General features: G+C 48.6%; 10 protein-coding genes. All 10 read right to left on the minus strand.

The annotated features are described in order from the left end of the window. Positions 1-656 precede the first annotated feature (656 nt). On the minus strand, positions 657-3,335 hold the full coding sequence (locus OCV82_RS03570) for a TonB-dependent receptor (protein ID WP_154043158.1): 2,679 nt from the start codon (positions 3,333-3,335) through the stop codon (positions 657-659). A 298-nt stretch (positions 3,336-3,633) separates the two neighbouring features. After that, a complete protein-coding gene (locus OCV82_RS03575; RefSeq protein WP_154043159.1) occupies positions 3,634-3,876 on the minus strand; it encodes a hypothetical protein in 243 nt (80 codons plus the stop codon). 82 nt (positions 3,877-3,958) lie between these two features. Next, positions 3,959-5,458: an NADH-quinone oxidoreductase subunit N gene (locus OCV82_RS03580; RefSeq protein ID WP_262542894.1), complete on the minus strand. Its 1,500-nt coding sequence runs from the start codon at positions 5,456-5,458 to the stop codon at positions 3,959-3,961. A gap of 127 nt (positions 5,459-5,585) precedes the next feature. After that, positions 5,586-7,067 (minus strand): complex I subunit 4 family protein, encoded by a 1,482-nt coding sequence (locus tag OCV82_RS03585; RefSeq protein WP_154043160.1) that lies wholly within the window; start codon positions 7,065-7,067, stop codon positions 5,586-5,588. A 66-nt stretch (positions 7,068-7,133) separates the two neighbouring features. Further along, on the minus strand, positions 7,134-9,023 hold the full coding sequence (nuoL, locus tag OCV82_RS03590) for an NADH-quinone oxidoreductase subunit L (protein WP_154043161.1): 1,890 nt from the start codon (positions 9,021-9,023) through the stop codon (positions 7,134-7,136). A 14-nt stretch (positions 9,024-9,037) separates the two neighbouring features. Next, complete coding sequence (gene nuoK, locus OCV82_RS03595; protein ID WP_154043162.1) at positions 9,038-9,355, minus strand: NADH-quinone oxidoreductase subunit NuoK; 318 nt, start codon at positions 9,353-9,355, stop codon at positions 9,038-9,040. Positions 9,356-9,367: 12 nt separating this feature from the next. Further along, on the minus strand, positions 9,368-9,880 hold the full coding sequence (locus tag OCV82_RS03600; protein WP_154043163.1) for an NADH-quinone oxidoreductase subunit J family protein: 513 nt from the start codon (positions 9,878-9,880) through the stop codon (positions 9,368-9,370). Positions 9,881-10,024: 144 nt separating this feature from the next. Then, positions 10,025-10,474, minus strand: a complete 450-nt coding sequence (locus OCV82_RS03605) for a NuoI/complex I 23 kDa subunit family protein (RefSeq protein ID WP_154043164.1) — start codon at positions 10,472-10,474, stop codon at positions 10,025-10,027. Between the two features lie 68 nt (positions 10,475-10,542). Then, positions 10,543-11,631: an NADH-quinone oxidoreductase subunit NuoH gene (nuoH, locus tag OCV82_RS03610; RefSeq protein ID WP_154043165.1), complete on the minus strand. Its 1,089-nt coding sequence runs from the start codon at positions 11,629-11,631 to the stop codon at positions 10,543-10,545. Between the two features lie 166 nt (positions 11,632-11,797). Further along, entirely contained in the window at positions 11,798-13,369 is a 1,572-nt protein-coding gene (locus tag OCV82_RS03615; protein WP_154043166.1) for an NADH-quinone oxidoreductase subunit D-related protein, read from the minus strand. Between the last annotated feature and the right edge of the window lie 58 nt (positions 13,370-13,427).

Below are 13,427 nucleotides of genomic sequence, written 5' to 3' on the forward strand. Positions count from 1 at the left end.
TGAACGTAGTCAACGGTAGTTCCGCTACCGACGCCGTAGAATGTGATACCGTTTGATTCCTTGTCTTCGCTGAAGGCATAGCCTGTGTATTCCATACGGACGTAGCGCAGAACGCCGGAATTGTCGTCAGCTTTGTCGCCTCCGTATGTGGCGTCACCTATCTCCGATGTGCCTGTACCCACGTTTGTAGGCGCGTATCCGCAGATGTGGAGTCCGCCCCATGCTCCGGCTTCCTTCTTCTGTGAAGTCATGACGATGGGCTGGGTGGCTGTACCCTGGGCGTCGATTTTGGCTCCCTGTTCTATGAGGATGTAATCGACCTTGTTGTCGTGGATGGCTTCAATCTTTACTCCCGGCTCGATTTTCAGAGTGGCTCCGTTCTTTACGTGGATACCTCCGTCGAGAGTGTAGGTTATGCCTGCTTTCAGAGTGACGTCTTCTGTGATATCGGCGTTGAGGAGATTGTCGGCGATGTTGCCGTTACCGCCGTCGCCGATAGTGTCTTCTGTACATGCTGTAGTGAACAGCAGTCCTGTTGTTGCCAGTGCGAGAGTGGCAAGTTTCCAATTCTTTTTCATAAAAAGTTTTTTTGAAATGTTTTATTTGTTATGTTTTCAGTCTCTATTTAATTAGCTTCGCTGACTTGCGGTTCTTAATTATAGCGTGTATGAAACTCCTATCTCGAAGCTGCTTCCGCGCTTGAACTTTTCCACTTCAAGTGTCTCGCCTGTCTTCGGTACTTCCTGGCGGAAGATTACAGGCTGGTTGAGGAGGTCGTTGACCTGGAGTTTTACCGATACGCGGCTGTTCAGCTTCATGCTTCCGGCAAAGTTCAGTGTGTGGACTGCCTGCTGCTTTACGTCGCCAAGTCCTGAGATACCTACTGTGTGGATGCGCGGTCCCTGAAGGTTGTAGAGCAGGGCGGCTGATATCTGCCTGTCATCGTCTATGCGCGGGCTGTAGGTCAGGTCGGCGTTGACCAGATAAGGTGACGCTCCCTGCAGTGCTCGCTGGTCGTTGGTATATACCCCTCCTTCGGGAAGCTTCACGTTGGTGTACATGAACGAGGCGTTTGCTCCCAGGCGCAGGTCTTTGACTATTTCCTTGCGGAATTCCACTTCCACTCCGGCTGCCATACCGTTGTCGGCATTACGGAACGACTGTACTGTGGCTCCTCCTGAGAGTTCCTGGATTCGTTCTATCGGACTCTCGAGGTGCTTGTAGTAGGCGGTGGCGGAAATCATGTCGCCGTTCTGGCGGAAGAGTTCATAGCGGAGGTCGAAGTTGTAGTTGTAGCCGTTCTGCAGGTCGGCGTTACCACGTATCTGCGACGCGCCGTATGATTCCTGATAGAGGAACGGAGCCATCTCGATGAACGACGGGCGGGTCACTGTGCGCGAGAATGAGAAGCGCAGGCTGTTGTCGCTGTTCATCTGATAGCGGAAGTTGGCTGCCGGGAAGAGGTCGCCTGTGTTCAGCTCGCTTCTCTCGGGGCGTCCGCCGTCGGTGTGGTAGTCAACCCACTGGCGTGAGTATTCGTATCTCACTCCGAGGTTCAGCAGGAGGGACTCTATCGGGTAGTAGTCGGCAAGGATATATCCGGCAATGATGCTGTTGCCTGCACGGTACTGGTCTTTCGGCTGGTTCACCAGATTGATGGTGAGCAGTTCGTTCTCGATGTTCTCCTGATTGATATATTCGCTCGGGGTGTAAATGTCTGTGATTGTCGGGTTCAGCTTGTTCAGGTTGTAGTAGAAGCGTGTGGCCTTGTAGTCGCGCTGTTTGTCCTTGTAGGTCACTCCGGCCTGTATCTTGTTGCTGTCGCCGAATTTATAGTCGCTCATGAGGTTTGCCACCCATTCGTTTTCGTCCAGCGATCCGAAGTATCTCATCGTCTCCTGGCGGTTCAGCTTGAAAAGCTCCAGGGAGTTGTCGTCCTGCACTTCGAACATCACCTGGCGTCTGTCCGGTTCGGCGCTCGATGTCTTGCTGTACGAGCCGCTCCAGTTGATGCTCCATGCGTCCTTTATGTAGTGCTTGCCGCTGAGCTGGTGGTTCTGCAGGCTGTAGATGTGCGACACGCTGTTGCTGCCTATCAGATTGTGGTCTTCGTAGTCCACACCCTCGCGGCGCATGTATGTGTCCGAGGCGTTGCGGGCGTAGAAGAAAGTATAGCTCAGCAGATCCTGCTTCCTGAACGAGTAGCCTACGCTGGCAAGTGAGGCCAGCTTCAGTTCGTTGGTATAGCTGTCGTACGAGAAGTTGTTCAGTGTGTTTCCTGTGGCTTCAAGAGTGCGTACGTACGCGTCCTTCATCAGCTGCTGTCCGTTGCTCACGCCTATGGATGCCAGCACGCTCAGGTTGTTTCCTGCCAGGTCGAAGTTCTTTCCGAAGCCTATGTTTCCGCCGAACTCAGGCAAGGCTTTTCTTTTCGATACGTCGAATGTGGTGTTGAAAAGCTTGTTGTGGCGGGCATAGTTTTCGAAATCTGTCAGATCCATTTCTGTATATGTGCTGTTCAGCTTTGGAGTTCTGAAGAGAGTTCCTTCGTGATCCATGCGGTACATATCCTGGCCCAGAGTATTGAATTTGCCGCCTGTATTGAATGAAATGTTGAAGAAATCTTCGCCTGTCTGTTCTTTCGTGCCTATATCGATGTGCGCTCCGGAATAGTCGGCGAAAGTGTTTGCCTCATATACCTTGCTCACTGTGATGTTCTTCACTGTGGATGTAGGGAATATGTCGAGCTGGATAAGCTTGTTGTCCGGATTAGGCGATGCTATCGGAAGTCCGTTCAGTGTGGTGGTGCTGTATCTGTCGCCCAGACCGCGCACTATTATCTGTCCTGCCGACGCTATTGATATTCCTGATATCTTTTTCACGCCTTCGGCCACGTTCGAAATACCTTTTGTGCTCATCTCCTTTGCACCGAGGTTCTCTATCGCCACGCTCGATTTCTGTCTCTCCATCATCAGTGCGCGTTCTCCCTCAAGGTTTTTCTTTGCCACCACTGTCACCTCGTCCAGCTGCTGGTTGTCAGTGCTCATGGCTATTGTTATTTCCCCTTTCAGATTCTTATCGACTGTAATACGTTGTGACTGGTAGGCTACGTATTGGATTATCAGTATGTCCCTGTCCTTGACATTACCAAGTTCGAATCTCCCGTCGATGTCCGTAACGGCTCCGGTTGTTGTTCCCTCTATCTGTACGGTTGCGCCTATTAGCGGTTCGCCGGTAGCCTTGTCAATTATCACCCCTTTTACGTCAATAGCCTGCATGCTTACCGCCGCCATCAGCATTGGAGATACAAGCATCAGTTTCTTAATGTCGTTCATTCTTTCTATCCTTTTGTTTTCAGGGGCAAAATTACGGCTGTGGTGTTACTTGGATGTTTCCATCCGTTTATAATACGTTTACGTATCGGTTACATATAGGTTACAGCTGATGGTGGGAGAAATAAAAAAAGGATATATCTTTTTCTGTGAGATATATCCTTTATTAATATATGTAACCGATATCGGTTATAGACTGTCAATCCATTTTTTACCGCTCTTTGTATAAGTCCACGCCAAAAAAGCGCCACCTATGATAGCAGTAATTAAAAAAGTAAATCCTAATGCATCCATAACTATATCATTTTAAAATTCTATTTGCAGTAAAAGCAAAAATATAAGTAGAGGCAAGACCTATAAGTGATGTAAAATAATTGACTTCATTATCTGTATTCGTAAATAATGGAGTTATGCCACCTATTACCATACCGGCAAAAGATAATTTTGACAAGTCGAAGAAATATCCGGCAATCTTTTCCTTTCGGACATCGTTTTTCTTTCTTACTTCTTCTTTTGCTTTTCTGGTTTCTTCAAAATTTCCCATAATCCGTTACTCGATTTTAGCATTGCGTAAAGTTAATGTAAATTCTTGTAATATGGAAATTAATCAGAATAGAAATAGAATTCTAAAAAGCAACTACCGACTCTATTCCTCCATATACACTGCTTATTATACCAAGCAGGATTATTCCTGCCAGACATACCGCAAGTGAGACACGTGTAAGCCACGGACTGCGGAAGTGTGGCAGCGGGTTGTCGTTAGGAGTGATATACATGGCTTTTACCACAAGCAGATAGTAGTAAAGCGAGATTACGGTGTTTACAAGTGCCAGGAACACTACCAGCCAGTGACCTGCGTTGAAAGCCGAAGCAAACACGAAGAACTTGCTGAAGAATCCCGCGAACGGAGGAATTCCGGCAAGTGAGAACATGGCGAGTGTCATAACGAATGTAAGGCGCGGATTGGTACGGTAAAGTCCGGCATATGCGCTGCGGCTTACGGCATATTCTGATTTCACTGTCTCATCAGAACGTGAGAGGGCGTTTTCCGGAAGTTCACCTTCAGCCTTGTCTGCATTGGCATATGTTTCGCCCAGGGTATGTCTTTCTATTGCCCCTATAACACCGAATACTGCAAGGTTCGCCACGATATATACTGTCACGTAGTATATCAGTGATGCGGTACCCTGAGTGTTGCCTGCAATTACTGCAAGCATGATATATCCTGCCTGTGATATACTACTGTATGCCATGAATCTTTTCATGTTGTCCTGCAGTATAGCGAATATATTTGCCAGTGTGATGGTCAGTACGATGACGATGCTCAGCATCAGTTCCCAGCGGTCGGACATAGGAGCGAACACTTTTGTCAGGATGCTCATCAGTGTGAATGCTGCGGCACCTTTCGAGATGACTGACAGATAGCCAGCCACTGCTGTAGGCGCGCCCTGGTATGTGTCCGGAGTCCAGTTATGGAACGGCACAAGGCTCAGCTTGAAGCCCAGACCGGCAAAGAAGAACACCATGGCAAGTATCTGCAGAGGTGTGCCTGTGATGCTTGCTGTCATGTCGGCAAAGTAGGTTGTGCCGCATGTACCGTAAATCAGAGAAAGGCCGTACAGCATCAGACCGGATGAGAACATAGAGTTCAGTATGAACTTTGCCCCTGCCTCGGCGCTGTGGTGCTTCCACTTGTCGAATGCGATGAGACACGCCATCGGGATACTGGCTAGTTCAAGGCCTACGTAGAACAGTATGAAACTGCCTGCGCTCACCATGAAATACATTCCCAGGAGTGTGCTTATGGTTATTACGTAAAACTCTCCTGCCTTATGGCGTGTGTCAGGAGCCGAAATCCATTCGCCGGATTGCATAAACACGAGGAGTGTTCCTGCGGTAAGTATTGTTTTCACCACAGATGCTACCGGTTTACAGTGGTACATCCCGCCGAAATACTCTCCGGCTGCCGGTTGTATGTTCAGGACAATCTGTATCACCATCAGAGTGCATGCCATAGTCTGCAAAGTCTTGTGGTGAGGTTCTTTCAGAATCAGGTCAGCCAGGAGGATTATCACCATTATGGCCGCGAGACTGATTTCTGCCTGCATTGGTATAAATTGAAACATGTTTTTTTAGTTAAGAATTAAAAATTAATAATTAAAAACGTCGCTCAATTAATAATTAAGAGTTAATAATTAAAAGTGATAGCATCCACCCATTTTTAATTATTAATTATTCATTATTAATTATTATTTATCTCACTATTGCCGAAATAATAGGTTCTACGCTGTAGCTGATTACATCGCTCACCCAGAACGGCGCAAGTCCGAGTCCGGCTACGGCAGCGATAAGACAGATTACGGTAAATCTTTCGTCCCAAGTAGCGTCGGTGAGTTTCAGATGCTCGGGATTTTCGCAAGTGCCGTAAAGAATCTTTCCTACCACACGGAGGATATATACGGCGGTTATCACGATACTCATTGTGGCAATCACTGTGCAGACGCGGTGGAAGTTGTCAGGGTTTTGGAACGAACCTACAAAAACAGTCATTTCGGCAATGAAACCGCTCAATCCCGGAAGACCGAGGTTAGCAAGACCGGCAATGACGTATCCCACAGCCAGGAACGGCATAATCTTCATCAGACCTCTGAGCTGTCGGATGTCGCGGGTGTGAGTCCTTCCGTAAATCATACCTATCAGGGCGAAGAACAATGCTGTCATAAGTCCGTGGCTCAGCATCTGCAGGATGGCACCTGTTGCGCTGACCTTAGTCATCATCAGAAGGGCGAAAAGAACCAGACCGCAGTGACTCACTGAAGAGTATGCGTTGATGTATTTCAAGTCGGTCTGTACCACTGCGCTGAATGCGCCATATACTACAGAGATTGTTGTCAGGACGAGGAAGAAATCACCCCAGATGGCTGCACCGGTAGGCATAAGATACATAGCGATGCGGAAGCAGCCGTAGCCTCCAAGTTTCATAAGTACTCCGGCGTGGAGCATTGATACTGCAGTAGGTGCCGAAGCGTGACCGTCAGGGCTCCATGTGTGGAACGGGAACAAGGCTCCCAATACTCCGAAGCCGACAAAAACCAACGGGAAGAACAGACGCTGATATTCTGTAGGTATCTTGTGGTTCACAATCTCAAGGATGTTCATTGTCTCGGCTCCGGCACCATAATATATGCCAAGGATACCGATGAGCAGGAATGCCGAACCACCCATAAGCATGAGGGTAAGCTTCATGGCGGCATATTCCTTCTTTCCGCTTCCCCATACGCCGATGAGCAGATACATAGGGATGAGCGCAACCTCGTAGAACATGAACATGGTGAAGAGGTCGGTAGAGATGAAGAAACCGAAAACTCCGGTACTCAGAAGGGTGAACCAGAGGAAATATTCTTTCGTCATAGGCTGCAGACGCCATGAAGCGAATGTACCTGTGAATACTATTATAGAGCTGAGCAGCAGCATCACTACAGATATACCGTCCACTCCGACAGAGTAGCATATATTCAGCGGCTCATACCATGGAGTGCTTGCGGTGAAGAGCATTTCTTCTGTAGCTCCTCCGTTTCTAAGCCCGATGTAGGCTATGGTGAGCCATACGGAAAGTCCCAGCAGGATGGTAGAACCGGCAACCATAACCGCTCTCACCTGGTTTATGCCTTTTGCCAGCCACAGACCGAGCAGCATTACCAAAGGGACTATTACAAATAAACTTAATATATTCATTGTTTCAATTAATAATTAAAAATTAATAATTAAAAGCTGAAAGCTTGTTGAGTAAATGTGGTTTTATCACAGTAGGATAAGTGCCGCTGTCAGTATAATAATACCACCCAGGAACCACATGGTGTAAGTCTGAATCTTTCCACTCTGCATAGGCTGTACTGTTTCGCCGGCAGCGTTAGTGCTCCAGGCCATAAAGTTCATGAACTGGTCGATTACGTGACGGTCGAACCATGCAAGAGGAGTAGAGACGCAACGGAAGATAATCTTCTTTGTGACAAACATCCAGACCTCGTCCATGAAGAAACGGCGGTAGGCAGCGTGATGCAGGCCGCTGAACTTCTTCTGAAGCATGTCTGCCACAGGCTGAGTTTTTCCTGCATACATCCATGTGGCGATAAGTATCGCTATTACCGCTACGACGATGCTTGTGGCAGCTACTGTAGTGTCAAGATGAATGTCGTACGCATGTCCGTTGCTCGAAACGAAATGTCCGAAAGGCATTGCCCATCCTGCCACAACCGTGATGGCCGCAAGGATGACGAGAGGCAATGTCATCACCACAGGGCTTTCGTGCGGAGTGTGATGCGCATAATTGTCGTTCGTCTTACCCCAGAAGATGCAATAGTAAAGACGGAACATATAGAAAGCCGTCATTCCGGCAATGACAGTCATTATCCATCCCGCAACAGGGCTGAAGCGGAAGCAAGCCGTAAGAATTTCATCCTTTGAGAAAAAGCCTGAGAACGGAGGAATACCAGCGATGGCAAGGCAAGCTATAAGGAAAGTGATGTGAGTGACAGGCATATATTTCCTCAGTCCGCCCATGAACGACATCTCGTTGCTGTGGACAGCATGTATCACACATCCCGCGCCGAGGAAGAGCAGCGCCTTGAACATGGCGTGAGTGAACAGATGGAACATTGAGGCCATATATCCCAGTCCGCCTTCGTGAGGGTCAAGACTTGTACATACGCCCAGTGCCACCATCATGAAACCGATCTGCGAGATGGTAGAGAACGCAAGCACACGCTTGATGTCGCTTTGTACACAAGCTACGGTAGCCGCATAGAATGCGGTGAACATGCCGATATATGCTACCCAGTGGAGAGTTTCAGGAGCGAAGCCGATGAACAGAGGGAACATCCTTGCCACGAGATACACGCCAGCCACAACCATAGTAGCCGCATGAATCAGCGCAGATACCGGAGTAGGGCCTTCCATCGCGTCAGGCAGCCAGATGTGCAGAGGGAACATGGCACTCTTTCCGGCACCACCCACGAACATCAGGCCCAGGGCCAAAGGCAATACCATACCCGCTCTCATCAGCTGTTCTTCGGAAGGAGAGAAGGTGAAAGTCTCCATATAATATCCGTAGAGCAGGATACCGATAAGGAATCCCAGATCGGCGAAACGTGTCACGATGAAAGCCTTCTTAGAAGCCGCTATAGCCTCAGGCTTGGTGTAATAGAAGCCGATGAGCAGATATGACGAAACGCCCACAAGCTCCCAGAACACGTACATCTGGAAGATGTTGGTAGCCACCACCAGTCCCAGCATTGAGAAGGTGAACAGCGAGAGGAAAGCGTAATAACGCTGGAATCCGCGTTCCCCTTTCATATATCCGAACGAATAGATGTGCACCATGAGCGACACGGTAGAGATAACCACCAGCATCATCACCGAGATAGGATCCAGCATGATACCCATGTCGATGTGCAGCGACTCCGTGAACGGCAGCCAACTGAAGTTCCACGGCGTAGAGACAGGCAGAAGTCCTTCTGCGGTGCGCTGCGCAGTGAAATATCCCACGGCTGTGATATAGCTCAGCACAGTGACAGCCGCCAGCGACAGAGTTCCTATCGCTCCTGCCACCTTGTGAGGCATTTTCATTCCCGCCAGAGCCAGAACCAGAAAGCTAAGCACCGGCAGGGCCAGTATAAATATAGTATATTCCATGTACATTAAGTTTTTTATCCCTTCATCTCCGAAATGTCATCGGTAAGGATCTTGTTTATATTTCTGTAAACATTGATGATAATGGCTATTGCCACTGCAGTTTCCGCCGCAGCTATGGCTATACCGAACAGGCTGAAGAAATGTCCTTCCAGATGTCCCGGAAAGAGATATCTGTTGAACACCGCGAAGTTGATGTTCGTGGCGTTAAGCATCAGTTCGGCCGAGATGAGCAGTGCCAGCAGGTTCTTGCGTGTGAAGAAACCGTATATTCCGCAGAACAGCATCACTGTACTTATCACGAGATAGTGTATAACGTGTACTTCTATTTCCATAATCCTTTGTTTTTAGTTTCTTTTTCTTGCAATCATAATAGCTCCTATCATGCAGGCCAGCAACAGCACGCTCATCACCTCGAAAGGCAATACGAACTGATACTTTTCTGTTCCGATGAGGGCCTCGCCGATATTCTTCACCGGCAGCTCCACACCCTGAGGGATAATGTTCAGCGCAAAGCCGTTTGTAGCGATTAGGAACATCACCAGCGCCATACCCACAAGGCTGGTCAGCAACACACTGGCCATCTTGCCGCGGCGTATCTTATATTTCATTGTTCCGGAGGAACGTGTCAGCAGGATGGAGAACACGTAGAGCACTATGATACCTCCCGCATAGACCATCAGCTGGACGGCGCTCAGGAAAGTGTATCCCAGTATGGCATATATACCTCCCGTGCTGAGAAGCACGAACAGCAGATATGTAGCCGAGCGCAGTATGCTGCTTGTAGTGACCGCCAGTACGGAAAATACTATGATACAAAGGGCCACAACATAAAATGCTATTTCAAAAAGTGAAAACATGTTTGTTAATTAAAAATTAAAAGTTAATAATTAATAATTGGTCGATGTCATTGTTCCTGATTATTAGTCTGAATATCATCCACCCATTATTAATTTTTCATTATAAATTATTAGCTTCGCTGACCGTTGGTTATCTTCGCTGGCCTATGGCTCATTAAGCGTCATCACCAGCTTCTCCCTTTCGAACACCGCGTTCTCAAAATGGTTGCTGAAGCGTATCGCGTCGTGCGGACAGGCGTTCACACACAGCTGGCAGAACATGCACGAGCCAAGGTCGTATTCATATTTCACCAGGAATTTCTTTTTCTTTCCGTCTTCCGTCTCGCGTGTCTCGCTTGTGATGTGAATGGTTCCGTTAGGACACGCCATCTGGCACAGCCCGCAGGCAATGCACCTGTTGTTTCCGTTTTCATCCTTCGGCATCACCAGCATGGCGCGGTGGCGTTCCGGAATGTGCAGTGTGGTATGTCTGTTTTCCGGATAGCGTTCCGTCACCTTTTTCTGCATGAACACCTTCATCGATGTGCGCATACCCACAAGCAGGCTCTTCACTCCGAAGGCATATCCGTTGATATATTCTTTAAAAGATCCCATAGTTTTTCAGTTTTTAGTTATTAGTTCTTAGTTTTTAGTTCTAACAACTAGAATCTAACAACTTAATATTAAAACACCAGACCGAACACCTTCATTACGGTCATAATCATTAATACCAGCAGCGACAGCGGCATCAGGTATTTCCATTCCAGTATAAGAACCTGGTCTATTCTCAATCGGGGGAAAGTCCATCTTATCCACATCAGCAGGAACACCACGAAGAAAGTCTTTCCCACGAACCATATCACCCCGGGGATGTAGTCCATCACGGCGTTGAACCCGTCCAGCCCCACAATGTGCGGCGGCATCCATCCGCCCAGGAACAGAGTGACGGCTATTCCGGAAGTGATGAACAGGTTAAGATACTCCGCCAGATAGAAAAATCCGAAGTGCATACCCGAATATTCAGTGTGATACCCGGCAGTAAGCTCCTGTTCAGCTTCCGCCAGGTCGAACGGCGCGCGGTTGGCCTCCGCGTTACCCGCTATCAGATAGATGACGAACGCCATCACCGCAGGGATATGTCCCTTGAAGATGTTCCATCCGTTTTCCTGATAAGCCACAATCTCCTGAATGTCCATAGTTCCGCACAGGATAACCATGGTGAGCACGCTTATACCTATTGACAGCTCGTAGCTGATAATCATCGCTCCGCTTCGCACGGCTCCGATAAGCGTATATTTGCTGTTACTGCTCCATCCCGCCAGCAGGATACCCAGCACACCGATGGACGAAGCCGCCAGCACGAAGAATATACCGATGTTCATGTGCAGGATCTCGCCCCCCTTGTTCCATGGCAGACACGAGAATGTCAGGATTGACGCCATGATCACCAGAAACGGAGCCAGCCCGTACAGGAACTTGTCCGAGTTTTTCAGAGATATAATCTCCTTTGTAAGAATTTTAATTACGTCGGCAGGCACCTGCAGAAGTCCTCCGCGTCCGCCCACACGGTCCGGTCCGATACGGCACTGGAAAGCCGCACACACCTTTCGCTCCATATATATAAGGATAATGGCAAGCACCGCATACATCACCATGATGAACACCCCCACGGCAATACCCTCTATCGTGAAGGCCATCCATTCGGGCATCAGGCTGCACATCGTGCTGTGAATCCACATCAGGAGCGGTTCAAGATTATAATAGTCAAACATTTTATTCAATTAATAATTAATAATTAAGAATTAAGAACGTTGTTCAATTAAGAATTAATAATTAATAATTAAGAACGTTGTTCAATTAAGAATTAATAATTAATAATTAAAAATGAGTTGATGTCATCCACCCATTATTAATTTTTAATTTTTCATTTTTAATTATTCATCGGTCTATATCCGGAATCACGAAATCGAAAGTACCGCCTATCGCAATCAGGTCCGCAATTTTCTGTCCGCGGCACACCGTGTCCATGGCATCCACCAGCGGCAGACCCGTAGAGCGGTAATGCAGACGATACGGATACTTGTCGCCATGACTCTCCAGCATCACCCCGAACTCGCCGCGGCTGCTCTCCACCGATGTCGAGAAGTTACCTTCAGGCAGCTTTATCACAGGTTTCGTCTTCACGCGGTATTCCCCTTCAGGAATATTGTCGATAAGCTGCTCTATGATGTGGCACGACTCCATAATCTCGTCCATACGCACCATGTAGCGCGCGAACGAGTCGCCCTCCGTACGTGTAATCTCGCGGAAATCCACTTTGTCGTACATCGCATACGGATGATGCTTCCTCACGTCGTTGCTCCATCCCGAAGCACGTCCCGTGCCGCCTGTGGTGCCAAGCGAAATGGCATCCTCGCGCGAGAGGACACCCACGCCTATCAGACGCTGTCGTGCTATGACATTGTCCGTAAAGATGTCGTGATAATCCTTTATCACACTGCGCAGATGCCTGATAAACTCCTTCACCTTGCGCCGGAAGTCAGGATGCAGATCCGCCTGCACACCGCCTATCACGTTATAGTTCTGAATCAGGCGTCCGCCCGTAGTCTCCTCCATAATGTCCAGAATCATCTCCCTCTCCCTGAATCCGTAGAAGAAAGGAGTCAGTCCGCCCATATCCATCACCAGACACGAGTAGAACAGCAGATGCGAGTCGATACGCTGCAGCTCGTCCATTATCGTGCGGATATACTGCGCGCGTTCCGAAATCTCTATTCCCGCCGCCTGCTCGATACACATGCACAGCGCATGACGGTTCTGATGCGCGCTCAGATAGTCCAGCCTGTCCGTCAGCGCCAGAGTCTGCTGATAAGTAAGGCTCTCGTTCATCTTCTCTATCCCGCGGTGGATATATCCCAGCACAGGATCGATGTGGCGTATGTTCTCGCCGTCTATCGACGTACGCATACGCAGCACACCATGAGTGGAAGGATGCTGCGGACCGATGTTCACCACGAAATCCTCCTTGCCGAACACCACATTCTCATGCCCCTCTATCGTTCCGTCCGGACGCAGGGTGTATTCCTCCGTCACGTCGGCGTTCACCTCATTCTCCATGTTCAGCGGATTGGAATCCATATCGTAATCCTTGCGCAGAGGGAATCCCTTCCAGTCCTCGCGCAGGAAGATGCGGCGCATGTCCGGATTTCCCGTGAAGCGGATGCCGAAGAAATCGAACACCTCGCGTTCCTTGATCTTTGCCGTTTTCCACAGATGGCAGACCGACGGCAGAAAAGCCCTCTCCCTGTCCTTAGTGGCGGTTTTCAGCACACGGCGGCTGCCCGTGGAGGTACATTCCATGTAGTACAGCGCGCCCAGACCCTCTTCGCCCCAGTCCATACCCACGATGTCGCGCAGATAGTCCATAGGTTCCGCCGCGTCGTACCTCAGCCGTTCCGCCATGGCCGCCAGCTCTTCAGGTCTTACAGTTATTATATTGTCAGAAATCATTTTGTTCAATTAACAGTTAATAACGTTATTCAATTAATAATTAAAAATTAAGAATTAA

It is taken from the genome of Bacteroides cellulolyticus, from assembly GCF_025567135.1.
In the GTDB taxonomy this organism is placed as follows: domain Bacteria; phylum Bacteroidota; class Bacteroidia; order Bacteroidales; family Bacteroidaceae; genus Phocaeicola; species Phocaeicola cellulolyticus.

Excerpts from the sequence above, each read along its gene's own strand:
- nuoH (WP_154043165.1), bottom strand. The coding sequence starts at position 11,631 with ATGTTTGACTATTATAATCTTGAACCGCTCCTGATGTGGATTCACAGC.
- nuoL (WP_154043161.1), bottom strand. The coding sequence starts at position 9,023 with ATGGAATATACTATATTTATACTGGCCCTGCCGGTGCTTAGCTTTCTG.
- OCV82_RS03580 (WP_262542894.1), bottom strand. The coding sequence starts at position 5,458 with ATGTTTCAATTTATACCAATGCAGGCAGAAATCAGTCTCGCGGCCATA.
- OCV82_RS03615 (WP_154043166.1), bottom strand. The coding sequence starts at position 13,369 with ATGATTTCTGACAATATAATAACTGTAAGACCTGAAGAGCTGGCGGCC.
- OCV82_RS03585 (WP_154043160.1), bottom strand. The coding sequence starts at position 7,067 with ATGAATATATTAAGTTTATTTGTAATAGTCCCTTTGGTAATGCTGCTC.
- nuoK (WP_154043162.1), bottom strand. The coding sequence starts at position 9,355 with ATGGAAATAGAAGTACACGTTATACACTATCTCGTGATAAGTACAGTG.
- OCV82_RS03600 (WP_154043163.1), bottom strand. The coding sequence starts at position 9,880 with ATGTTTTCACTTTTTGAAATAGCATTTTATGTTGTGGCCCTTTGTATC.
- OCV82_RS03570 (WP_154043158.1), bottom strand. The coding sequence starts at position 3,335 with ATGAACGACATTAAGAAACTGATGCTTGTATCTCCAATGCTGATGGCG.
- OCV82_RS03575 (WP_154043159.1), bottom strand. The coding sequence starts at position 3,876 with ATGGGAAATTTTGAAGAAACCAGAAAAGCAAAAGAAGAAGTAAGAAAG.
- OCV82_RS03605 (WP_154043164.1), bottom strand. The coding sequence starts at position 10,474 with ATGGGATCTTTTAAAGAATATATCAACGGATATGCCTTCGGAGTGAAG.